The sequence below is a fragment of the Clostridioides sp. ES-S-0001-03 genome, assembly GCF_020676075.1.
Classification (GTDB): Bacteria; Bacillota; Clostridia; order Peptostreptococcales; family Peptostreptococcaceae; genus Clostridioides.
In genome coordinates this window covers 63613-87430 of the sequence record NZ_JACVWJ010000004.1, presented here as the reverse complement: position 1 = coordinate 87430, position 23818 = coordinate 63613, and the positions used below count along the sequence as shown (strand labels likewise).

22 protein-coding genes and 1 riboswitch are annotated in these 23818 nt (G+C 25.7%); of the genes, 12 read left to right on the top strand and 10 right to left on the bottom strand.

Annotated elements, in window-relative coordinates:
• Positions 1–185: 185 nt before the first annotated feature.
• On the top strand, positions 186–1181 hold the full coding sequence (locus IC174_RS09430; RefSeq protein WP_227482787.1) for a GGDEF domain-containing protein: 996 nt from the start codon (positions 186–188) through the stop codon (positions 1179–1181).
• A gap of 143 nt (positions 1182–1324) precedes the next feature.
• On the opposite strand, the gene IC174_RS09425 is transcribed toward IC174_RS09430, so the two are convergent.
• From IC174_RS09425 to IC174_RS09400, 6 genes are all read right to left on the bottom strand, one after another.
• Positions 1325–2923 carry a sensor histidine kinase gene (locus IC174_RS09425; RefSeq protein WP_227482786.1) on the bottom strand — a complete coding sequence of 533 codons (1599 nt, stop codon included), beginning with the start codon at positions 2921–2923 and terminating at the stop codon, positions 1325–1327.
• Positions 2892–3608 (bottom strand): response regulator transcription factor, encoded by a 717-nt coding sequence (locus tag IC174_RS09420; protein WP_227432719.1) that lies wholly within the window; start codon positions 3606–3608, stop codon positions 2892–2894. Before IC174_RS09420 ends, IC174_RS09425 begins: the two co-directional genes overlap by 32 nt.
• 184 nt (positions 3609–3792) lie before the next feature.
• Positions 3793–4593 carry a PIG-L family deacetylase gene (locus IC174_RS09415; protein WP_227432720.1) on the bottom strand — a complete coding sequence of 267 codons (801 nt, stop codon included), beginning with the start codon at positions 4591–4593 and terminating at the stop codon, positions 3793–3795.
• Positions 4594–5003: 410 nt separating this feature from the next.
• A complete protein-coding gene (locus IC174_RS09410) occupies positions 5004–6203 on the bottom strand; it encodes a hypothetical protein (RefSeq protein ID WP_227482785.1) in 1200 nt (399 codons plus the stop codon).
• Positions 6204–6233: 30 nt separating this feature from the next.
• Entirely contained in the window at positions 6234–6836 is a 603-nt protein-coding gene (locus tag IC174_RS09405; RefSeq protein ID WP_227432722.1) for a DUF3794 domain-containing protein, read from the bottom strand.
• Positions 6837–6862: 26 nt separating this feature from the next.
• Positions 6863–7435, bottom strand: coding sequence for a DUF3794 domain-containing protein (locus tag IC174_RS09400; RefSeq protein WP_227482784.1), 573 nt, complete (start codon positions 7433–7435; stop codon positions 6863–6865).
• A gap of 198 nt (positions 7436–7633) precedes the next feature.
• Here IC174_RS09400 and IC174_RS09395 point away from each other — a divergent pair, with 198 nt between their 5' ends.
• On the top strand, positions 7634–8239 hold the full coding sequence (locus tag IC174_RS09395) for a DUF3794 domain-containing protein (RefSeq protein WP_227482783.1): 606 nt from the start codon (positions 7634–7636) through the stop codon (positions 8237–8239).
• Positions 8240–8747: 508 nt separating this feature from the next.
• Here the strand turns inward: IC174_RS09395 and IC174_RS09390 are convergent.
• Both IC174_RS09390 and IC174_RS09385 read right to left on the bottom strand, forming a co-directional pair.
• On the bottom strand, positions 8748–9551 hold the full coding sequence (locus IC174_RS09390; protein WP_227432725.1) for a hypothetical protein: 804 nt from the start codon (positions 9549–9551) through the stop codon (positions 8748–8750).
• A 611-nt stretch (positions 9552–10162) separates the two neighbouring features.
• A complete protein-coding gene (locus IC174_RS09385; RefSeq protein ID WP_227482782.1) occupies positions 10163–10339 on the bottom strand; it encodes a hypothetical protein in 177 nt (58 codons plus the stop codon).
• A 52-nt stretch (positions 10340–10391) separates the two neighbouring features.
• Positions 10392–10488, bottom strand: a riboswitch (cyclic di-GMP riboswitch).
• A gap of 209 nt (positions 10489–10697) precedes the next feature.
• On the opposite strand from IC174_RS09385, the gene IC174_RS09380 reads away from it, so the two are divergent.
• Both IC174_RS09380 and IC174_RS21125 read left to right on the top strand, forming a co-directional pair.
• Positions 10698–11075, top strand: coding sequence for a BlaI/MecI/CopY family transcriptional regulator (locus IC174_RS09380; RefSeq protein WP_227432727.1), 378 nt, complete (start codon positions 10698–10700; stop codon positions 11073–11075).
• A 394-nt stretch (positions 11076–11469) separates the two neighbouring features.
• Positions 11470–11595: a hypothetical protein gene (locus IC174_RS21125; RefSeq protein ID WP_255606499.1), complete on the top strand. Its 126-nt coding sequence runs from the start codon at positions 11470–11472 to the stop codon at positions 11593–11595.
• Between the two features lie 640 nt (positions 11596–12235).
• On the opposite strand, the gene IC174_RS09375 is transcribed toward IC174_RS21125, so the two are convergent.
• Positions 12236–12412: a DUF6530 family protein gene (locus IC174_RS09375; protein WP_227432728.1), complete on the bottom strand. Its 177-nt coding sequence runs from the start codon at positions 12410–12412 to the stop codon at positions 12236–12238.
• Positions 12413–13307: 895 nt separating this feature from the next.
• On the opposite strand from IC174_RS09375, the gene IC174_RS09370 reads away from it, so the two are divergent.
• The 5 genes from IC174_RS09370 (at position 13308) to IC174_RS09350 (ending at position 18476) form a co-directional block, all read left to right on the top strand.
• Positions 13308–14000 (top strand): response regulator transcription factor, encoded by a 693-nt coding sequence (locus tag IC174_RS09370; protein ID WP_227432729.1) that lies wholly within the window; start codon positions 13308–13310, stop codon positions 13998–14000.
• 195 nt (positions 14001–14195) lie between these two features.
• Positions 14196–16265, top strand: coding sequence for a sensor histidine kinase (locus tag IC174_RS09365; protein ID WP_255625496.1), 2070 nt, complete (start codon positions 14196–14198; stop codon positions 16263–16265).
• Positions 16266–16734: 469 nt separating this feature from the next.
• Positions 16735–17163 (top strand): hypothetical protein, encoded by a 429-nt coding sequence (locus IC174_RS09360; protein WP_227432731.1) that lies wholly within the window; start codon positions 16735–16737, stop codon positions 17161–17163.
• Positions 17150–17740: a TetR/AcrR family transcriptional regulator gene (locus tag IC174_RS09355; protein WP_227432732.1), complete on the top strand. Its 591-nt coding sequence runs from the start codon at positions 17150–17152 to the stop codon at positions 17738–17740. Before IC174_RS09360 ends, IC174_RS09355 begins: the two co-directional genes overlap by 14 nt.
• Positions 17733–18476, top strand: coding sequence for a DNA alkylation repair protein (locus tag IC174_RS09350; protein WP_227482780.1), 744 nt, complete (start codon positions 17733–17735; stop codon positions 18474–18476). The genes IC174_RS09355 and IC174_RS09350 overlap by 8 nt, the downstream gene beginning before the upstream one ends.
• A 195-nt stretch (positions 18477–18671) precedes the next feature.
• Here IC174_RS09350 and IC174_RS09345 read toward each other — a convergent pair whose 3' ends face one another.
• The gene (locus IC174_RS09345; protein WP_227482779.1) at positions 18672–19760 is read right to left on the bottom strand and encodes a DUF2185 domain-containing protein; all 1089 of its coding nucleotides are present in this window, start codon (positions 19758–19760) and stop codon (positions 18672–18674) included.
• 441 nt (positions 19761–20201) lie between these two features.
• Between IC174_RS09345 and IC174_RS09340 the strand changes: the two genes are divergently transcribed.
• The 3 genes from IC174_RS09340 (at position 20202) to IC174_RS09330 (ending at position 23817) form a co-directional block, all read left to right on the top strand.
• Complete coding sequence (locus IC174_RS09340) at positions 20202–22121, top strand: BglG family transcription antiterminator (protein ID WP_227482778.1); 1920 nt, start codon at positions 20202–20204, stop codon at positions 22119–22121.
• A 12-nt stretch (positions 22122–22133) separates the two neighbouring features.
• The gene (locus tag IC174_RS09335) at positions 22134–22412 is read left to right on the top strand and encodes a PTS sugar transporter subunit IIB (protein ID WP_227482777.1); all 279 of its coding nucleotides are present in this window, start codon (positions 22134–22136) and stop codon (positions 22410–22412) included.
• A gap of 145 nt (positions 22413–22557) precedes the next feature.
• Positions 22558–23817, top strand: a complete 1260-nt coding sequence (locus IC174_RS09330; protein WP_227482776.1) for a PTS ascorbate transporter subunit IIC — start codon at positions 22558–22560, stop codon at positions 23815–23817.
• Position 23818 lies beyond the last annotated feature (1 nt).

Here is a 23818-nt window from a genome sequence, read left to right as displayed (position 1 = left end):
TCAAATAAATATGTAAATATAAACCCCAACATTTAGAAAGAGACCTCCAAGGAGGTTTTTTTCTTGTTTACTTCTAAAAAAGCATAAAAAATATATTATGTATAGATATAAATTTTTTTCTTTAAACAAATACACAATGTCATGATATAATAACTTTATTAGAACGATAAGGGGATAATAATATTATGTTTAAGAACAAATATGTTGAACGTGTTGAGCAGTTTATAAATGCATATTTTGTAGAGAGGGATGTGAAAAAATGTATGTCTTTTTTTCACAAAAATATATGTTGGATTGGTACTGGAAAGTTTGAAGTAGGGAATAGTATTGAAGAGGTAGAGTATTTATTAGAAGAGTATGTAAAACAATCACCAGATAGTTTTATTTTAGAAAAGTTATGGCTAGATAGTAAAGAATATTCAAAAAATTCACATACTGTATTTGGAGAGTATCTAGTTTGTAAGAAAACTAAAAAAGGCTATAATTTTCAAGTAGAAATAAGAATAACATACTTATGTGTTGAATGTGAGGGAGAAATATTAATAAGTAGTGTTCATAATTCTGTCGCAAATGATTTACAAAAAATAGGTGAGTATTTTCCGATAAGTTTAATGGAAGCTGAAAATAATAGACTAGAGGCCATTATTAATGAAAAAACAAAAGAAATAGAAGAGCAAAGAGTTATGTTGTTAGAGGCAAACAGAAAACTTCAGCAACTGGCTATTACGGATGAATTAACTGGTTTATTAAATCAAAGAGCCATTATGGGAAATATAAAATATACTGTTAAAGATAATTCTAAAAATTATGCAATAATGATAATCGACATAGATAATTTTAAACATGTAAATGATAATTATGGGCATCTAGTGGGAGATGAGGTTATAAGAGTGATGGCTTACATCATTCAATCATTTAAAGATTACTATCTATTTGCTGGTAGATATGGTGGAGATGAATTTATTGTTTTGACAGAAAATATAGAAAAAGCAATTCATATTGAATCTAAAGTTCATAATAGTCTACTTAAATATAATTTTAAAGAACTTCAATATAAAATAACTGTAAGCATTGGAATTTCTGAATGGATAGACTTTGATTCCTTTGAAGCATTTTTAAGCGAGGCAGATAAAAAATTATATAAAGCTAAAAAATCAGGAAAAAATAAGACTATATATTAGAGCAAGTATATAAAAATAAGTATATATGTATATTAAAAATAGTTTTATGATTTTAATAAGGTTGTAAATTACAAGTTAACTATTTATAGCATGTAATTTAAAATAAAAATTATTTTGCAATTTACAACCTTATATATTTAATATTAATTAATTTTTTTAAAAGCAAGGGTTACCTTAAATAAATCAGCATCTATAATTATTTCCATAGTTGCATTTTGTAATTCAATTATATTTTGAGAAATTGATAAGCCCAGACCAGAGCCATCTGTATTTCTGGATATATCACCTCTTCTAAATCTTTCTATTAATTCTTCTGGTTTTAGATTTAATTTATCATTTGAAATATTTTTAAAGGTTACTATTATATTTTCATCTTTTATAAACATATCTATGTAAACTCTAGTATTTTTCATAGAATATTTTAGTATATTACCAATTAGGTTTTCAAAGACCCTCCAAGTCTTTTTTCCATCTATCATAGTAAATACAGAGTCTTCTGGTGTTTCTATTATAAAATCTAAATTACTGTTTTGAATTTTATCTTCAAGTTCTACTATACTTTGAATTAAGAGTTCTTTTATATCAGTCTTTGTTATATTAAATTCAACATCACCACTACTAAGTTTAGAAGCTTCGAATATATCTTCTATCAATAATTTTAATCTTTGTGATTTTTTATCTAAAATATTTATATAGTCGTTTATAGTTTCTTTATCAAGGTCGTTATTTTTTAACATATCTACATAACTTAGTATAGATGTAAGTGGAGTCTTTAAGTCATGAGATACATTTGTTATAAGCTCAGTTTTCATTCTTTCACTTTTTATATTAGCATCTACAGCAGCTTCAAGACCATCTGTTATATTATTTATGCTTTTAGATAAAGCAGATATTTCATCATCTCCTATCACTTCCAACTTATATTTTAGATTTCCATTTTCAATGTTTTTTATATTTTTTGAGATATTATTTATGTAATTAAACTTAGTAGATAAAAAGTTGTATATATAAGAACAAGCAATTATACTTACAAGTGTAAATAAAACCTCTATAACTATAGCATTAGCGTAATATATACGCATAAATAATACTAAAGCTATGTACTGAATAACTGCTTGTATAACTATAGAGATTAAAAATGCTATAGCTAGTTTCTTATTTATAGTTTTTCTATTATATCTGCTAACAAGATCTGAAAAGAATCTACATGTTATAGACATATCTTTTGGATTGTAGCCACCATGCTTTATGTTTTCATATATTATATAAATTACAGATAGAATAATAAAATTAAATACAATTAAATTTGTATTGTAGAACATTTTAGTGTTTGTAAATATGTAAAATCGTAATGCTAAAAGTATTAAAATTAATATAAGTGTAAACTCAATCTTTACATTGGAAAAGAAAGTGATAATGTTTTCTAAGAATTTAACTTTATTTTGGTTATTTTTTTTATAGAATATAAAAAATAATATAGCCAATATACAACTTAATAATGCAATACCTTCACAAATAAATTTCAAATTTGTTTTTGATAAATACAAAGGAGGCCCAAAGTAGTAAAAGCAAGGTATAGCTACCTCATTGTATAAATATTTAAATTCATTAATATCAATAAAGTTATTATTTAAATCGTATATTGTCTCAAATAATATAGAAAGCGATAGAAATAATAGTAATAATAAAATAAATTTTGCTCTTGAATCATTAATAATTAAGTTTTTCAATTTTGTAACCAATACCCCACACCACCTTTAAATATTTTGGTTCTTTTGAATTTACTTCAATCTTTTCTCTAATTCTTCTAATATGAACAGCAACAGTTCTTTCGCAGCTATAAGCATCTTCGTTCCAAACTTTTTCATAAATCTCATGAGAAGAGAATATTTTTCCTTTTCGTGATAGGAGAAGAACAAGTATTTTATACTCAAGAGGTGTCATTTTAACTTCTTCACCATCTAAAGAAACTATTTTTGTATCTGTATTTAGCTCAAGACCTCCACTTTTTAAAATATAATTAGTATCATTTGAATTGTTTGTATTACTAAAATCTCCTAAGTTTATATATCTTCTAAGCTGAGATTTTACTCGTGCAGTAAGTTCGAGTGGATTAAATGGTTTAGTTATGTAATCATCAGCACCCATATTAAGGCCTATAATTTTGTCCATATCCTGTGATTTTGCAGATAAAAGTATTATAGGAATATTCTTTTTTTCTCTTATCTTGAGAGTAGTCTTAAGACCATCTAAATTGGGCATCATTACATCCATTATTATTAATTTAATATCATTTTCAATTAATATGTCCAAAGCTTCTAACCCATCATATGCTTTTAAAACGTTAAGATTATCAGGTTTTAAATAGAATTCTATAGCATCTACTATTTCCCTATCATCATCTACAACCAATATATTTTGATTCACTTCATTAATCCCCCTCGAAATTTTATTTTTAATCAATTTTTATTTTATACTAAAAATTGGTTTCAGAAAACAGTAAGTATATAAATTGACTAGCTCTAAAAATATATTAACAAATATAAATAACAAAGGAATTTCATAATTATTAAGAATTTATAACAAATATTTATTTTAAAATAAATATTTGTTATAAATTAGGAGTGTGGAGTATAGCAGGAACATTTTTATCACTTAATAATTTATCAAAAGATTTGTGGTCAGATTTATAACCAATACCCTCTCTACATTCTGATTCATCAATAAGTTTATATTGTTCACATGCATTTTTAACTTTTTCATAGTCCTCAATAGAATGAGCTTTATAAACTATCTTGTTGTTAAAACTTATTTCATGAGCAAACTTAGGTTTTACAAAGTATTTGGCATCTTTGATTTGACCAGAGTTATATAGACCTTGAATAACAGAGCCATTTTTTATGTGTTGTAAATGGTCATCTAACTTGTAAGTATGTGCTATATGGGTTACACTTTTAAATTTTTTTTCAAAAGTAATTGCAATTTCTTCCATAGAGTTAAAATTAGTAGTACCATTTACATTTTTTTCTGGTAAGATTATTATGTTTTCTCTTTTTACTCCTAGATTATTAAGAGAAGCTAAGAACTCTCTATTTCTGTATTCTGATTTTTGGCTATCTGTAAGAGTTTCATATTTTTTATATCTATCAAAAACAGATATACCACATCCAGTAGATACTAAAACCACAAATACATTATTTTGTCCTCTTTCTTTTACAGCATTTACAATAGCACTACCAGCCCACAATACCTCATCATCTTGATGTTGAACATAGAAAACAACATAATCTTTAAACTTTCTATTACTATAATTAACATAGCTATTAAAACCTGTTAAAATCAAGCATAAAACTAAAATGATAGATAAAATTCCATACTTATTTATAGTAAACTTCTTGTTTTTAAGAGTCATTTAATCATCTCCTGAAAAGCTGTCTTACTTATATTATCAATCAAAGTATTAAAAATTATTTCTTAAAAATCAAAAAATATAGAGTAGATTAATGGAATAAAATTTTTTGTTAACTAAACTAAAAATTAAAAAAATTTATATAGAAGTAAGAAAAAAGAAGGGGTGGTTTATTGGAATAAACTTATAAATAAGCTAAATATCTACTTGACGTTTTATGAATTATTGAATCTAAGCGTACGTGGCACAAAGACTATTTTTTCATTGCTTTCATTTAGTGAGGTATTAAGTATTTAAACTAAATTCAAAGGCGTAAATTTGGTATTATTAACGCCTTTGAAAATTTAGATACTGTTATTAATTTGGTTTGTTTATATTACTTTATATAGTATACTAGTAAAATAGTATTAACCTTAATTACACAACGATTTTAATTGTGCTTTTAAGAATAATGTTATATTTTTAAATATAGTTCTTTCATCAAGATCATTTACATATATATCTTCAATACATGAATCTACAATAAATTCCTCACATAAATCCACTTCTATGTCTAACTTAGGATTATATCTGTAACCATTTATTGTAACTACTGGTCTTCCAGGTGGTGAAATAACTATTCCTTCTTCATATGTCAAGCATTCAAATTTGGCATATGGAATTATATATGCTAAAAATGGTACTTCATAATGTGCAGAATGAACTGATTGTTCATCTACTAGAGCAGTATATACTATTTTCTGTTTTAATAAACCATTTACTATTAGTTTTCTTCCATTTAAGCATGTTCCTTCAGCATTTTGTAGTATTGCAAATGCACTAGTCTTGTCACAATCGATTGGTATTCTACTTAAACTTTCAACAAGTATAATTAATATACCATTTTCTCCAATTAATATCTCAAATGAAGGTGTAATGATATTATTAATTATTGTTTGTAAAGTTGTTATTAATATTTCTATTAATGGTCCTTCAAGTGTACTAACTGTTTCAAATATATCATTGATAACAATTTGTATAGATTTTAGTAATCTTATTAAATCGTCTGTTCTGCATATTATAGAATTAAGAGATTCGCATACTATTCTTGCTATATCAGTTTGAATTGTATTTAACAAATTATCAATATCAAATAAAATAGAATTCACAGATGCTTGAACTAAATCTAGTAATCTTTGTAACTTAGCTAATAAAGGATTTATAATCTCACCTAATCCAGGTATTAAAGGTATAGCATCCTTAATTGTTGATATTAAATCATTTATTCCACCAATCAATGTATTAATTGTTGTCTGTATATTTGTTGCTAGAAATGCATCTAATATAGCTTCTATTTTATTCAATATATCCAAGCTAATATATAAATTATATGATTTATATGCAAATGGAGTTTCTATAAGTTTTACTGAAGTAATTGTTGCACTTGCATAAACTTGATCTATATTTTCTATATCAGGTTTTAATCTTGGGATGGGAAGTATCTCAGGAATTGAAATCTCTGTCCAATTTAAGTTTTCTTTTTTACATCCATTCATATTTAATTTTGATACATCACATATACCTAAAGTTTTGATATTAAAGTCACATTCACAAGTTTTTTTATTACATCCCATTTTTATTCCTCCTCATTTTATTTAAATTACTTAACATATTTTTGATGCCTTTATAAAAATAGTTGTATTTTTAAAGACACTTCTTTCTGATAATACACATGCATATATGTCCTCTATATATGCTGTTATTTTAAATTGTTGGTATAGTGGTGTATTTTTCTCTATTATTATAAATACTGAAAATGGTATATTAAAATCTGCAGAATGAACTGATTGTTCACCTAGTGCTGCTGTATAGATTATTTTTTGTCTTAGTAGTCCCTCTATTATTAGTTTTTTTCCTGTCAAATTTGTACATTCTCCATTTGGTATAGTTTCTCCTGGGATATAGTATCCATTACATGAGCTGTATCCGTTTACTAAAGGTGTTTTTATTACTCTTTGAGATATTATATCTACACAAGAATGTACTTCAACTATATCTTCTATATTTGGCTTTTGTGATGGTATATCTACTGTTTCTGATACAAAAAACTCTGTCCATTTGTTTTTATCTTCAGGACAGGGGCATTGCAAAACTTTTTCTATTTTTGATTCTGGATAGACACCAACAATATTTAATATCTTATCATCGCAACAGCATTTATCATGGAATTGATAAGATGTGCCATTTGTATAATTAGAATTTAACATTTCCTCTACTCCTTATTTTTATAATTTTATAATGTATTTCTTGGTATTGCATATAATAATAATGTTGTATATTTCGAGATAGTTCTTGCATCTAATAGGCTTACAGACAAATCTTCTATACACGCATTTACTTGATAGTCTACATCAAGTGAGTCTAATTTCATTGATTTTGTGCCCTTATTAAAAGTAATTTTCTGTGGTATAACTATATAGCTTGAAAATGGTACATAAAAATGTGCAGAATGAACTGATTGAGATCTTTCATCAGCTGTATAAGATATTTTTTGACACAATTCACCCTCAACAATAATTTTTCTTCCTGTAGAGATTTTTCCTTCTAAGTTTGGTATAAAATCACAATTAGCATCTAAAGGTGATACAGGTGTCTTTACTACTTTTGTTCTCAATATATTCACTGATACATTAACTGAATTTATCTGTTCAATATCTGGTTTTTGTATTGGGATACTTAATGTTTCTGGTATATACATCTGAAACCAATAAGGATATTGACTTATAACCTGTGTAACATCGTCTATGTCACATAAACCGCTTACATCAATTAAATCCATATTACAAGCACATGCATTACTATTCATATTTATCTCTCCTTATATAATTTATTGAAAGTTTTTACCTCTCAATATAATTTATTTAAATTTCGACTTTTTGTTACATGTTTTTAAGATTTTTTATTTTTTTAGCTTTTTTATAACAATATATGATTTTATATCATATATAAAATGTATATAGAAACTTTAATCTCTATATAATTATAAAATTAAGGAGATATTTATATGAATGAAAGTATTTTAAAAACTGGAATTACGCCCTTAGAAGACTATCCAGATAACAAATGTATGAAATACTATAAAGAATTTATAGAAGATGATATACTATGTGTTCCAACACAAAAACCAGATATAGAATGTATTAATGAAGTAAGTGTAAAGATATGCATAGAAGATAAGGAGATTATTAACACTATACTAGGGCCAAAATTAGTTATAAAAGGATTTAAAAATATTAAGATTATATATACAGGAGATAATTGTCAGCAGTCTCTTCATTCTGCACATTGGAGTATACCATTTTGTCAATTTATCTTGCTAAAAGATTTGAGGTATGATAAGTGTGATAATATTATAGAAACTATTTTTGTTGGAATAGAGAATATTTGTGTAAAACACTTTGATTGTAGAATGATTGATTTATCACTATTATTTATAATTTGTCCACAACTTCGTAATTGTAATAATTGTAAATGCTGTAGAAGTTATTGTATGCACAATCCAAATTTATGCTATTATGATAATGATGACTGTTCAGATAGTTGTAATAATGTTACACAATGTAAATATAGTCTTAGTGATAAATATAATAGTAAAATTAGATACAAATAAATATTTAAATAAGAGGCAATAGGTATATTTACATATATTTATTGTCTTTTTATTAAATTAAAGTCAGTTTATATAAGAGAAAATTTAACAATTACTATAAATAGATATATAATAAATTAATATAATATAGTATTATTAAACTTATAATTGTTAATATTTGAGTTAAAATATTGGAAAAAATTATATATCAGTAAATTTAAGATAATAAAAAAAGACCTCAATTACATATAAAAATAAGGTCTTTTTATAGATTTCAAAAAAGTAAAAATATTATAGATTTTTACTTATACAAAAGAAGCTATCTCTTTTAGATTTTTAAACCTATTGAAGTAACTTCTTCTGTATTATAGTTTGTATATTATTATAAAATATTTCAAATAGCTAAAAAGTCATATTATTTGTATTATTCTATATATTTAGCTATCAAAATATATTAGATAAAAATAACAAGTTCTATTATAGTTAATAGAGCTTTTGAAAGATTTTATTTTGTATAAAAATAAGATTTTTAGTAGTTTCTATTACATTTACATTTTTTTGTATAGCATTGTTTTTTGTACTTATCAAAGCATTCTTGTATATCATCTTCATAATTGTTTATATAAGATGAGTTTTCATGATAAATATTACAATAGTCACAGCCGTGATGTTCATCATGTTTACATTTTTTTGAACCACATTTTATAAATGCAATGGCTAATTTAATTAGTTCATCAATTAACTCTTCTATTTCATCCAATTCTTTTTCTAAATCACAAATTAGACAATCGCAGAAAGAAGATCTTACATCTTTTTCATCATTGCATGAAATGCAATCACTACAGAATATTAACAGTATAATTATTTTAGCTATAATAGATATTATTAAAAGTATAATTTGTACCAATAAGCAAAATAATTTTCCTACTAAAAATTCACAGTTATCATTACAACTTATTTGTCTTATAGCTTCAGCTAAACACTCAGACAATCTAAAAGCTCTTTTTAATTCTTCTCTAAGTTTGCAGTTTTTTACATAATTAGAATCTATTAGAGATTCTAATTCTTCGGAAAGTTCATTTAATATGCCATTATCTAAATTGAAACTTAAATCTTTCTGAAAATCTAATTTAACTTTTGCATCATATAAATCATAACTTTCGCCAACTAAAAAATATTTTATTATTCTCCATATTTGACAAGGTGTTAAATAAACTCTTGTATTTGCATCTAAATATTTCTCCTCTGTTAATCCAATTACTAATTTCATTAAATCACTAGAATATGATTCTAAATTATTTTTATAATATTCTAAACTCTTTGTATTATCCACTCTTTACCACTCCTATATATATATTAGGATAAATTCAATATCCTAATATATATATATGACTTGAGTACCTTTATGATACAAATAAAAACAAAATTTTACATTAATATATATAAAAATGCTATTTCCAATTGAATTATATAATTTTTTTATATTTTGTGTAAATATATGAATAAACATGTGAAAGAACTTTTATGCAATAGAGGTATAATAACTAAATTTAAGCATCCCTTAGATATAGATAAATTTATAAATTGTAATGGTGATAAATAATAATTTTGTTGTAAATGAAAATGATGCATAGAAGGCATTAACTAATATTATAGAAGTATTAGATTCTAAAAATAAAGAAATTAGGGTAAATACAAATATAAATATATTAAAAGTCTAACTTATTTCAGACTTGAATAGAAACAAAGTTATGTACGAAATGAAGGCAAACAGCAGTCCATGTGTTCTTTGATTTCGTACTTAAATAAAATCTCAAAATTATATCATGTTTTAATAAAAAATAAAACTGTGAATGATAGAAATATATTTTAATTAATTTTTTAACAGAATAGTATTTAAAAGTAGATAAAACTAAAAAGGGTTTTCTAGAAAATAAGGTCTATTTAATTATACTTACTTACCAATACCATCACTTGATGCAAACAAGATTCTACTATATTTTCTCCGTATTCTAGTACAAAATCATCTAACTGTGTATCTATAAAATCACAATAATCATATGAACTACCAATATAAGCAGTTAACATATGTGTACATCTATCCATTTTATCTCTAAACATATATTATTATCCCCCTAAAAAACTTTCATAAAAACAAAAAGAAAAATATCTTTTTGGCAACTGGCTGACATAACTTATAATATACTTTACAAGTCTTAGTCCCTATAGCTTTGCGTCACTAAATTTCTCTAGTTTTGCCGATTTAGTTTTATTCTACAACTACAATAATACAACAGAATTAGTTATTATTCAACATGATTGTTTGAAAATTGGATAAATTTATAAATATGAACGTCATTTTACTTAAAAAAAACATACTAAATATATAGATTTTATGGTAAAAATTACCTGTATCAATTATGATTAGAAGCTTCTATTATTAATTTGAACTAGACAGAATTTGAGGGAGTGACAAAATGTGGAAGAAGAAATATTAATAGAACAGTTAGTAAGAGCAGAATTTGTGGTAATGTGCTATCTATGGGAAAAAGATTCTTTGATATCTAAAAAAGAAATAATAAGAGACATAAAGCAGATATATGGATGGCATAAGAGTACAATAAAAATAATATTAAAAGGATTAATTTGTAAGGATTTTTTAGCTAGAGATATTATAAGATTTCAATCGCATTATAAAATAATAATAACTAGTGAAGAGTATGATACTTTCAAGAAAAAAGTATTAAAATCTACTAAAAACAGAAAAATTATACGTTCTCTTACGACTACACATAAGTCCATAAGTAAAGAAAAACTATATTATTTAGAAGAGTATTATAGGAATTTTGAAGAATGACTTGGAATAAATTGCAAAAATATTTATATAAATTCTCTTGTTTAGAAAACTTTATTGAGATAGAATTTATATATATATAAATCAATAATTTAAAAAATGAAAATGATAGATAATTAAATAATAAAAACAATGAAGGTATGAAAGTATAAGTTTTTGTACCTTTATTTTATTTATTATTCTGAACATATTTTAAAGATAAAAAATGTAGATAATATATCATTAATTAAAAAATAACAAAGAAATCTAAATTATGAGAGGTATATTTATAGAAAATAATGATATTAAACTTACAATATGTATATTTGCTTTTGTAATTGGAATAATAGTGTTATTTTGCTGTATAGCCTTAGGGCAATTTAATATAGATTGTATTATGTGACAAAATGGTGGAACAATGGATACCAACCAATACAATGTATATTTAGAACAATCTATTTCACAATATAGAAATTTTGGTTCTATATTGGCTTTACTAGGAGGAATAGGAATACTGTTTGATAAAAGTGTTAGAAAAGATTAAAAGAGTAAAAAATATTCTTAGTGATTATATTTTTGGTGTAATTAATACTAATAGAGATTAGAGTAAAGATATATAAGAATAAAGAAGCACCTACTTAAATGGTAGGCGCTTTTGCTTTGTTCAAATTTGCTTAGTTAAATATATAATAGGTAAAATATGTAAAAGTTATATGTTATAATCTTTTTAGCAAGAAGATGTAATCTACAATTTATAGAGTGGAGTTCATACAAAAGATTATCCTCCCAAGGTATAGAAGGGAGGTGAATATGTATGGATAATTTTTTACAGGGCATACTAGCCAGTTTAGTTGCCAGTTTAATAGTTTACTTATATTAGTAAGTTATTTAAAAAAGTAAAAAGCCACTCTGGCAGGAGTGACTTTAGTTTTGAACTAAAAATCAAGTTCAAAAAGAATAAACATTAGTATTTGAACTTCACTCTACGTCTAAATAGATTGTAGTTCTTCTTGCTTTTATTATACCACAAATTGGTACACATATTCAAAAATAATATTATTATGATATAATAAAAATATAGAAGTTTTGTAGTGTGCGATTTTTCTACTAAAGTATAGTTTAACAGTTGGAATATAAGGTGTTGAGAGACTTTGATAAGTGTTATCAATTGCACTATTAGCCACTCACTGCAAATTTAAGAGAGTTGTATATGTGTAAGTATTGGAAATGCTCAATTTGTTTTGGGGTTTTTCTAAAGACAAAGCTTTTGCATCAGAATTGTTTGCATACTTTCCATCAATTCTATCATGATTATCTACTGCTACTATAGGTTTATGTGACAAATACTCAGCTACTCTCATTTTATCAATATCCTTTTATTTAAAAATTTTATTAAATTCATTCTAATAAACAATATAATAAATGCCAATAAAATAAATAAATTTATTAGTAACATATTTAGTAATTATATTGAAATAACTAGATTATATAAAAAATACAACTAAGGTATATGCAATTCATATAGGTTATATGGTAAAAATTAGATGGATATATTCAGCTAAATTCTCTTATTTGAAAAACTTTAGTGATAGTGGATGAAGATAAATTAATTGAACTCGAAGAATATTTTAAGAATTTGAAATAAAAAAATGACAAATAGATACATAATAAACAAAATGAAGGTATGAAATTATAACTTTTTCTACCTTCATTTTGTTTATTATTCTGAACATGTTAAAAAAATGAAATAAGTTTATCTTCTGTTTATATAAATTTTAATAGGATATGTATAGTATATAGTAGATAGGATGTATAAGAATTGAATTTAAATAAGTAGCTATTATTGCAGTGAAATAAATGCTTCTAATTATATTCGGGAGGAAGAATGGTGGAAGAAAATTAGTAAAATATGATTCTTCCACCATTCTTTCTCCTAGAAAATAAAAACTACTCAATAAGAATTTATATACATTAATTCAGCTGAATCCAATCAAAATACTTAAATGAAAGTAATCTGAAAACAACATAATTCAAATTAATTAATTCAAATAAACCTCAATTTATCTTAAATCTTAAGAAATATTTAAGATTTAGGATAATATTTTCTTAAGATTTATATTCTATTATATAGATATAAAGAAAAATTATAAAAATGTAAGATAATACAATATAACAATTTAGTCATTATTGAGAAAGGGAGTGAAAGATATTGTATAATAAATATAAGGATTATTATACAATAGAGGAAGTGAAAATATGTACAATATATTAGTAGTAGATGATGATAAAGAGATTGTTGATTCAATAGAGATATATCTTAAATCAGAAGGATTTAAAATACATAAAGCATATGATGGAATGAAAGCATTAGAAGTAATAACAAAAAATGATATCCATCTAATCTTAATGGACATAATGATGCCTAAATTAGATGGAATCAAGGCAACTGTAAAAATACGTGAAGAAAGAAATATACCAATAATTTTAATCTCAGCAAAAAGTGAAGATACAGATAAAATAATGGGATTAAACATTGGAGCTGACGATTATATAACAAAACCATTTAATCTATTAGAACTTGTAGCTAGAGTAAAATCAAACTTAAGGCGATATGTAACCTTAGGTAACTATGAAGATACATGTAAAGAAATTTTAAAAAGTGGGGCTCTAGAGCTAAATACATTGACAAAAGAAGTTAAGATTGATGGCGAAAATATAAAAATGACACCAATTGAATATAAAATAATTGAACTTCTTTTAGAAAATAAAGGACGAGTCTTCTCGATAGATGAGATATACGAAAAAGTATGGAATGAAGAAAGTTTTAATTCAGAAAATACAGTAGCAGTACACATTAGACGAATAAGAGAAAAGATTGAAATAAATCCAAAAGAACCAAGATTTTTAAAGGTGGTGTGGGGAGTTGGTTATAAGATTGAAAAATTTTAGCGGAAAACTTATGAAAGAAAAGAGTTTAATATTTAATTGCATTTTGATTTTAGTCGTTTTTACTTTTACACAAATATTAGGAATTCTTATATGTTTTAACTTCTTCTCAAGTAGCTTAGTGTACTCTATGGGAATTATGCTTGTATTGAATTTTATTTTATATAAGATATTGACGATGTAGATGAGGTGAACAACTTGGAAAAATATAGAGCATTAAAGTTAGTAGCATTAATAATAGTATCTATTTCGTTTCCATTAGCTATACTATTTGCATCAATAGGACTTGCTGAACCTAAACACAATATACAAAAAACTTCTACAAATAGTGGAATTTTTCGAATATCTGATGATTTTTATGACAGCAATATATTTGATGAAAGTACAATTCAAGATTTATTATATAATTTGAAACTATCTGTAAGTAGTGGATACACCAAAGAAGAAAAACTTAAATTAAATTATGAGGATTCAAAATCAGAAGGAAACGGAAAAAATGTTGCTTTAAATAATGATTATGATAACTTTGTAAATGATAAACTATCATCTATAGAATACTTAGACTCTTTAAAAAATGTAAAAATGTATATTAGAAATACATATACAGGAGAGTATTATACGAACACAATATATAATGATTTAGATGAATTTAAGCAAAACATAAAGGGTTATTGTGATGTAGAAATAATAGAAGGAGTAGAAAAAAGTTCCTATACTAAAAAACTAAATGGAAAAAAATCTGAATTAAATAATATCGATTTAAAACTAAATGGTATGGATAAAGCTTTTGAAGCCTATGTATCTTTTCCTAAAGAGTTAAGTATTGAAGATGGAATTGTATACAATAACTTTGAAACGTTTAAGCAAGCTACAGAAAAAGTGAAATTATTTTTTGTAGCTAGTTTAATTTTAGCTATTATATGTTTATTGTCCATTATATTATGTAAACGAATTAAATACAAGGCATTAAAGAAAGACAATGTATTTTTATTAATATACAATAAAATACCTATGGAATTTAATGCAGTAATAATAGTTACCTCAATAATACTTCTATTTCTGTATGTTATTGATACATCCTATGATATTTATATTATATTACTAATTTCTATAGCATCATTACTAATTTCAAATAATATATTTTTTATAACTGTTCAGTTAAGTCATTTAGAAAATAAAATATGTATATTTAAGTCAAGTATTATAGTAAGGGTGATTTTATGGTTAATAAAAACTGTAAGGGAGGTCATTAACGCTATAAAAAAAGTATCTTTAGCAAGAAAAGTTATTGGTATAGTAATAATATCTTTGGTTTTAACAATTGTAATTAGTGTTCAAAGTGTGAGCCTAGGATTGTTATTTTCTATATGTATATTTTTGGGTTTTGCACTTTATATAACCAAAAGGCTTTCTTATTTGAGTTATGTTATAGAAGGTACCGAAAAAATAAAAGATGGTGAATTAGACTATAAGATAAAAATTAGTGGAAATGATAATTTTACATCTTTAGCAGAAAATATAAATAATATTGGAGAAGGTCTGGATAAAGCAATAGAAGAACAGGTAAAAAGTGAAAGGATGAAATCTGACCTTATAACTAATGTATCTCATGATTTAAAAACTCCACTTACTTCTATAATAAATTATGTAGATTTAATTAAAAAAGAAGATTCTATACAACCAGAATATATAAACGATTATATAAATGTACTAGAATCAAAGTCAAAGAGGTTAAAATTATTGATAGAGGATTTATTTGAAGCAAGTAGAGTAAGTAGTGGAAATATAGAGTTACAAATTAGTAAAATTGATTTGGTGCAACTCTTAAGGCAAAGTATAGGTGAACTAGAAGAAAAGTTATCTACAAATAATTTAAGTATAAGACTAAATGTTCCAAATGAAAAAGTGTATATATGGGCAGATGGAAGAAGAATGTATAGAGTTTTTGAAAATCTATTATCAAATATAGCTAAATATTCTTTAGAAAGTACTAGAGTTTATATAGATGTTTATGAAAATGGTGAAAATGTAAAGGTGGTTATGAAAAACATATCTTCATATGAGTTAAATTTTGACCCAAGTGAAATTATGGAAAGATTTAAAAGAGCTGACGAATCAAGAAATACTGAAGGTAGTGGGTTAGGACTTGCTATTGCAAGAGATTTAGTAAACTTACAAGGTGGAAAATTCTATATAGAGATAGATGGAGATTTGTTTAAAGCAAATTTAGAATTTCAAAAATATGAAGAAGAAATAAAGATAGATTAAAATAAAATTTCAAGATATAATATAATTTTTACAGAAAAATTAAGATATTGAAAGATTTCTTACAAAACAATTATATAGGTACTTTTAAAGAAAGGAATACTTTTAATTAATTTTATGAGAATATAGATAGATTTGTGTAAATATATTTTTCTTATTCAATATTACTGGAAATTTTGATATGCTCCCTTTATAAGTATACAGTTGAAATAATAACAACTGATGCTATGAAGGGAGTATATTTTTATGTCATGAAAATCTAAAATAGATTTTGAAATAAAAATTAAATCAGTTGAAATGTATTGTTTCGCCCCACTCTTGTTGTTCAAAAACGATAGTAACTGGAAGATTATAAGATAATTTAGATATTTCTTTTAAAATAAATTCTCAATCTCCTTTATTCAAAAATATTTGACATACATACTGTACGTATGTTATATTGATGATACCAAATATAAAGGAAATTATTTTTATGAAAAATAGTTTTTATCCTGTACTAATGTGCAATGATATAAGAAAAGAAGCAGATTTTTTTATAGAATTATTTGATTTCAAGGAAACCTTTAATAATGATTGGTATATTAGCTTAAAAGACAATGATGAATTTGAGTTGGCATTGATTGATAGTTCACATGATTCAATACCTAAACTTTATAGAAAACAGTGTGAAGGCCTTATTCTTAATATTGAAGTTAATGACGTAAACACTGTATATTCAGAAGTAATTAGTAGAAAAAAATCATCACTTTTATTAGATATAAAAAATGAAGAATTTGGACAAAGACATTTTATTATTGAAACTCCAAGTAAAATTTTGGTTGATATTATTCAAATAATTCCGCCATCAAATGAGTATCTTAAAAATTATAAGAAATCGGGTAAAGAAAATGAACAAAAATAAAAAAGAATTAGCATCTATAAATACTACAAAAAATTTGATTGCTATTGCACGTAATCATTTTTCTACTTATGGCTATGAGAAGACATCATTAGAAGCTATCGCAGAAGAAGCTAATATGACTAGAGGTGCAGTATATCACCATTTTAAAAATAAAAAAAATCTATTTAAAGCAGTTTTAAATCTTGTTCAGTATGAAGTTGGATTAAATGTAGAAAAAGAAGCTATGAAATCCGAAGATATATGGGAACAGTTAATTTTAGGTTGTGTTGGATTTGTACAATCAGCTACTTTAGAATCTAACAAAAGAATATTATTAATCGAAGCACCCAATATTATAGAATGGACAGAGTGGAAAAAAATGGATAATGAGAATTCTGTTTTACTTTTGGAAGAACAACTCTTAGTTGCACAAAAAAATGGGAAATTAATAGAGTTTGATATTCATATGATTTCACATATGATTTCTGGTGCATTAAATGATTTATCTATTTTTCTTGCAGAAAGCAATATTTTAGATAAAAATCAAGTTTATAAAGCGATTTCTCATTTATTGACAGGGTTTAGAAAAGATGGCTAAGAAAGTGAAAGACTACTATGACATTGAATATGTAAACTTCTTAGCTGAAAAAATAAAATCAGTATATCCAGAATTTATTATTAATGAGTTTTTTTCACTAACAAAACCAACTATTGAATTGTTAGAATTCAATGAAAGGCAAGAGTTATTAGCAAATGCTTTAAAAAAGTCTATCAATTTAAACTATTCAGATACTATTAATGTTTTTGAGAATATATTAGGTCCAGAGTTAGAAGGCAGTTTAGGCATGTTTACAGAGGGTTATTGGTTATGGCCCATTGGAAAGTATGTAGAGAAGTTTGGTGGAGAAAATTTTGAAGTAAGTACAACTTTCAGTAAGGAGTTGACAAAAAGATTTACTAGTGAATATTGTATGCGTACTATAATAAATAATTTTCCTGAACAGTCTATGGAATTGCTTTTAAAATGGAGTAAAGATAGTAATAAAAGAGTTCGTCGATTAGCCAGTGAATGCCTCAGAATACGGTTGCCATGGGCAAAAAAAATGTATGTTGCCTTAGAATACTTTGATACTTATTTTGAATTATTGTCTAATCTAAAAAATGATACAGATAAAACAATTCAAAAGAGTGTAGCAAATAATCTAAATGATTTATACAAAGAAGAGCAAGATAAATTTGAATTAATTATTTCTAGTTGGCAAACAGAAAATATAACAAAAGAATGTCAATGGATTATTAAGCATGCTTCAAGAACAAAAAATAAAAAGAAATAATGTTTGTAGTATTTATATTCAAAAATATGTCTAAAGATGATATCTTTCTAATGAAAAAAGGTAATTAAAAAGTAATTATAAAAAAACTCTATAAGAAAATTGTATTTTTCAAAATATTTTCTTATAGAGGCAAACATATATTGTGTATAATACTAATATTAATGATAAATTTAAACTGATAATCAACCTAATATCTTAAAAATATGTTGGATTCATAAATGGGATTACAAGTTCTGCGACCTCTCCATCTGCATCAAGCCCCCAATATCCGCTGTAAATACCATCACCTATACCGCTTGTGAACATAATTAATCTGTAGGATGTTTGTGGTAATTTTAAAAGTAAGAAATTGCCATTTTTATTCTGTAAATTTGGATGCATTTCATGACTTTTTTGAAAAAGTGTTGCAAAATAATCATTATATTTGTTTTTACCTGGATTTTCATTTTGCCATTTTGTTATAAAATTACTATACTCCTTTGCAACTTTTGCGTCTGAAAAACAGGCTAATCCTGTATCCACACCAAAGAAAGTCCATGCTCCTGACTTTCCAAAATCTTCGCATTTCTTTCCCTTTGGCATTGCAATTTCATACTTGATAGGTTTTTTGTCATTGATAATCAATCTTGATGCTGCAATTCTAAGTCCTGCAATTTTAGAATGGCAGATAGAAATTTCTACCGAATAACTTCCAACAGGTATTTTTCTTTCTAAATAAGTCATATATTCACTACCTAAATACGCAAGAGGGTCTGCAAGGACAACTTCTCCACTTGGGAAATCTGTTTCTCCTATAATGAATGGTTCAAGTTTCTCACTTCTTTGAAACAAGCTTTGAAAGAATTCTATTGAATAGTTTTCATGATTTAGAAATTTTAGGTTTTTTTCAAATGCTATTTGAGCAGGATGTTTAACTTGTTCTCTAATTTCTTTTCCTGTATTTGTATCAATAAAATATTTTCCACTTTTATTAGAGTGAAATTCTAAATCAGTTCCTATGGGCATATAAAAAATATTCAAAGTAGTTGGTTCAACGTTAATAAGTGTATTAAAATCTACAATTGCCATATTCTTGGGATTGTCTACATACTCTTGTGTATCTGTATCACCAAAAGCAATCCATCCATTTCCAAACTCACTATGCTCTCTAAAAAGCCACCTCAGTTTTGATGTTCCATTGAGAATCGATTTGCTGACAATACAGCTACCTGCCCCAGTAATATACTGCTTTACTTCTGATTTTTCGACTTTTGTTTCTTTTTTATTTTTGCTAAACAGTTCCATACGAATTCTCCTTACTTTCAAAAATTTCTTGATAATAAATATAATAGACATTATTTTATTTGATGGTTGATTTGTTATCTTTCAATTTATTTGTTAAATATATCGTATCATACCTTCATACTAAATTCTGTGTTTTTCTGATTTTAGCAAAGATACTTATTTCAATCTGTATGGTAATAATTGTATTTGATTGTATTAAATCATTACAGTACTATTTATTTAAGTAGACACAACTTAGGGATTTTTTACTCAGTATAGATTGTTTTTTTGAAAAAATAATCTATGCCATTCCCATATTTTTTAAAAAATACTTTTTAGTATCATTTATCTTTTAGATTAGGGTTAAACTGTGCAAAATTATAGAATAAGGTAAAATCATGTGCAATTATTTGGTATGGCACTATGTATGTAAAATATAGATAATAAAATTAAGGAGGCAGTATGAAGGAAAGGGCTAAAAAAATATTAGATTTTATTATTAAAAATAACAATGTAACATCACAAGAGCTACAAGAAAAGTTTAATGTATCAAAAAGAACTGTTTATTACGATATCCTATCTATAAATGAAGAACTAGGAAAAAGAGGTAATATAAAAAATATAAAGCACAAATTTATATTTGAAGGTAACTTAGGTAATGTAAGAAAAATAATTTCAGCTGAAGAAGATAAATTTCTAGATAGTGAATATAGAAAAACTTTTATATTAAACAAGATATTACATGATGAAAAAATATCAATAGAAAAACTAACAAATGAAATGTTACTTTCAAAAAACACAGTAGTACAAACAATAACTGATATAAAAAAGCACCTTCAAACAATGGGACTAAAATTAGAGTACAAGGGAAAGTACAAAGTAATAGGTGATGAATATGTTATTAGAGAACTTTTCTTGCTACTTACACAAGAAAATGTATTAGAAATTAATTCTATAAGTAAGGAAGTAACTGACTTTGATACAAAGGGATGCATAAACCTTACAGATTACTCTTTATTAAATTTAACTAAGTTTACAAAGTTTCTAAATAAAAGAATAAGAGATGGGAAAACCTTGTATTCTTATAAATATCTAAATGAAGCTAAAAAAATTAGTTACTTTAATAATTGTAAAGAACTTTTGTGTGAAGAAGCTAATGAAAATGAACAAGCCTATGTATGTGCTTATGTAAGTTCACTTCCTAGTTTAAATAGTGAAGTTAAGGAAGATGTTGTTGAAGAATATGTAGATAAACTTATAGACAAGTTTGAAGTAAATACAGCAATAAAATTAGAAAGTAAACATGAGTTTAAAAAAAATATTTTAAGGCACTTGCATTCTTCTTACAACAGAATAAGATTTAAGTTTCCTATTAGCAACCCTATGCTAGACGAAACGAAGTATAAACATAAGTCACTTTATAAGATTATAAAGTCAATTATAGAAAATGAAGAAGAGTTTCCTGTATTTGAAGGTATAAGAGAAGAAGAAATAGGATTTATAGCAGCATATTTTGGAGGATACTTAAGAGGTTCTAGAGATAATGGTCTAAGAAAGAATAAAGTTTTACTAGTTTGTCCTAATGGTCTTATGGTATCAAAGAGTTTGGAAATACAGCTATACAAATACATACCAACTATAGAAATAGTAGGTATAGTATCTATTAAGCAACTAAAAGAAGTAAATATATACTATGATTACATAATTACAACCATAGACATACAAAATGTAAGTAATGTAATAGTTGTGAATCCTCTTTTAACAACATCAGACATTCAATTACTGATGAACAAACTCATAAGTGTAAAAGAAAATGAGAAGTATTTCAATCTTGAACTGATAATACAGGCGATAAGAAAAAATGGAGTTATTAATAACGAAGAATCACTAAAAGCTGACTTATTAAACATAACACATAAGATAGATGAAGGAGAGATGTATCAACCAATGTTAAAGGAATTAATTAATGAAGATAGGGTCAATATAATAAAAAATGTTAAAGATTGGAAAGAAGCAATAAAAATAGCCTCAAAACCATTGTTAGAAGACAACTCTATAGAAGACTTGTATATAGAAAATATGATAAAGTCAGTTGAAAAGTATGGACCTTATATTGTTTTAGCTGATAGATTTGCTCTACCACATGCAAGTTCTAAAGAAGGGGTAAACAAACTTGCCATGTCTTTACTTATAGTAAAAGATGAGGTTGATTTATTAGGAAAGCCAGTGAATATATTTATGGTACTAGCTGCTATAGATAACACTACTCACATCAGAGCATTAGCATCACTTTCAGAAATGATGTATGAAGAAGAAAATATAAATTTAATAATTAATGGAGACAAAACCTCAATACTAGAACTTATAAATAAACAAAATTAGGAGGAATTTAAAATGAAAATATTAGCAGTATGTGGATTTGGTGTAGGTTCATCAATGGTATTAAAAATGACGATACAAAAGGTTTTAAAGCAGTTAAGTATAGAAGGTGAAGTAGAAAATACAGATATAAACTCAGCTAGAGGAGCTGATTGTGACTGTATATTTACAAGCCAAGAATTATTAAATGAATTAAAAGGAACTTGCAATGTACCAGTATATCCAGTTAAGAAGTATATGGACTTAGCAGAAGTTACAGAAGTTATTCAAACCTTTTTAAATGATAAGAAATAGTATAAATTTAAAAAAGTAAATTTAAAAGTAAATTTAAGTTAATCGACATAAAATAAAAGCTTACTGAAATTAAAAATAGTAAGCAAGAGAGGGGGATTTTAGTGGTAGAAAACTTAAATAGTTAACCTATCACTAAAAAAATATAATGCTTGATTTTATTTCAAATAATATTTTACGTAATCCGTCTATGCTAATTGGATTAATAGCAGCATTTGGTCTTATATTACAGAAAAAGAAAGCATCAGATGTTATAAAGGGGGCATTACTTGCAGCTTTTGGAATCATAATTATGGAAACTGGAACAGGTATGTTAGTCAGTTCGATAGCACCAATTAATGGAGCTTTCCAAAGTATAAGTGGTGGTGCGGTAACAGAAGGTTTAAGTGATGTTACTTTTACTGCAAGTTATGGAGGAGTTATAGGTTTAGCTATGTTTGTAGGTCTAGCTCTTCATTTAATGATAGCAAGATTTACACCTATTAAGACAATCTTCTTAACAGGTCACATGCTTTACTGGTTTCCGTTTATATTTGTAGCATCAGGAGTTGAAGCTGGATTAGGTGGTGGAGTATTAATAGCTTTTGCAGCAGTACTATCAGCACTTTACTGGTCAATAATGCCATGGTTATTAAGAAAGTATGTATTTGACGTTATTGGAGATGAATCTTTTACACTAGGGCATCCAGCAGGTTGTTTAGCACTTGTATCAGGGTTTGTAGCTAAGTTAGTAGGAAATAAAGAAAAGTCTACAGAAGATATAAACATACCTCAAAGTTTATCATTCTTTAGAGAAATATCTATAAGTGGTGGAATGGCAGTATTTTTAATGTTTATAGTTGTTGGAATAGTAATACCAGAGGCGTTTAAGGATGCTAATGAGTTTATTGGAACATATGCAATAAAGCAAGGTCTTTCTTTTGGGGCAGGTCTTATAATCATGCTTCATGGGGTAAGAATGTTAATAAATCAAATAATGCCAGCATTCCAAGGTATATCAGAAAAAGTTGTACCAAACGCACTACCAGCTTTTGACTGTCCAATACTATTTAACTATAAGCCAAATGCTGTATTAATAGGATTTTTAGTTGCTATGTTAACATCTACAGCTATGATTTTAATATGTAACTACTTCAATATATTTAACATGTTAATTATACCACTTGTTATAACTTCATTCTTTGAGTGCGGAGCAGCAGCAGTAATAGGAGAATCGCAAGGTGGTATACGTGGAGCTATAATAGGTACAGCTGTAGCTGCAATACTTATGGTAGCTTTAGTAGGAATATCTGCTGTAATTTACTCAGGAACTATTAAAAACTGGATACTAATATTTGGTGGTAACGACCTTTCACTATTTGGTATAATCAGTAAGTTTATAGGTTCATTATTTGGAGGAGTCTTATAAG

Bases quoted from the DNA above. Each gene is read 5' to 3' on its own strand.
- IC174_RS09400 (WP_227482784.1), bottom strand. From the start codon at position 7,435: ATGAATAGTAATGCATGTGCTTGTAATATGGATTTAATTGATGTAAGC.
- IC174_RS09345 (WP_227482779.1), bottom strand. From the start codon at position 19,760: ATGGAACTGTTTAGCAAAAATAAAAAAGAAACAAAAGTCGAAAAATCA.
- IC174_RS09430 (WP_227482787.1), top strand. From the start codon at position 186: ATGTTTAAGAACAAATATGTTGAACGTGTTGAGCAGTTTATAAATGCA.
- IC174_RS09375 (WP_227432728.1), bottom strand. From the start codon at position 12,412: ATGAGAGTAGCTGAGTATTTGTCACATAAACCTATAGTAGCAGTAGAT.
- IC174_RS09335 (WP_227482777.1), top strand. From the start codon at position 22,134: ATGAAAATATTAGCAGTATGTGGATTTGGTGTAGGTTCATCAATGGTA.
- IC174_RS09340 (WP_227482778.1), top strand. From the start codon at position 20,202: ATGAAGGAAAGGGCTAAAAAAATATTAGATTTTATTATTAAAAATAAC.
- IC174_RS09330 (WP_227482776.1), top strand. From the start codon at position 22,558: ATGCTTGATTTTATTTCAAATAATATTTTACGTAATCCGTCTATGCTA.
- IC174_RS09350 (WP_227482780.1), top strand. From the start codon at position 17,733: ATGGCTAAGAAAGTGAAAGACTACTATGACATTGAATATGTAAACTTC.
- IC174_RS09385 (WP_227482782.1), bottom strand. From the start codon at position 10,339: ATGTTTAGAGATAAAATGGATAGATGTACACATATGTTAACTGCTTAT.
- IC174_RS09360 (WP_227432731.1), top strand. From the start codon at position 16,735: ATGAAAAATAGTTTTTATCCTGTACTAATGTGCAATGATATAAGAAAA.
- IC174_RS09410 (WP_227482785.1), bottom strand. From the start codon at position 6,203: ATGGGATGTAATAAAAAAACTTGTGAATGTGACTTTAATATCAAAACT.
- IC174_RS09415 (WP_227432720.1), bottom strand. From the start codon at position 4,593: ATGACTCTTAAAAACAAGAAGTTTACTATAAATAAGTATGGAATTTTA.
- IC174_RS09405 (WP_227432722.1), bottom strand. From the start codon at position 6,836: ATGTTAAATTCTAATTATACAAATGGCACATCTTATCAATTCCATGAT.
- IC174_RS21125 (WP_255606499.1), top strand. From the start codon at position 11,470: ATGGATACCAACCAATACAATGTATATTTAGAACAATCTATTTCACAA.
- IC174_RS09395 (WP_227482783.1), top strand. From the start codon at position 7,634: ATGAATGAAAGTATTTTAAAAACTGGAATTACGCCCTTAGAAGACTAT.
- IC174_RS09355 (WP_227432732.1), top strand. From the start codon at position 17,150: ATGAACAAAAATAAAAAAGAATTAGCATCTATAAATACTACAAAAAAT.
- IC174_RS09370 (WP_227432729.1), top strand. From the start codon at position 13,308: ATGTACAATATATTAGTAGTAGATGATGATAAAGAGATTGTTGATTCA.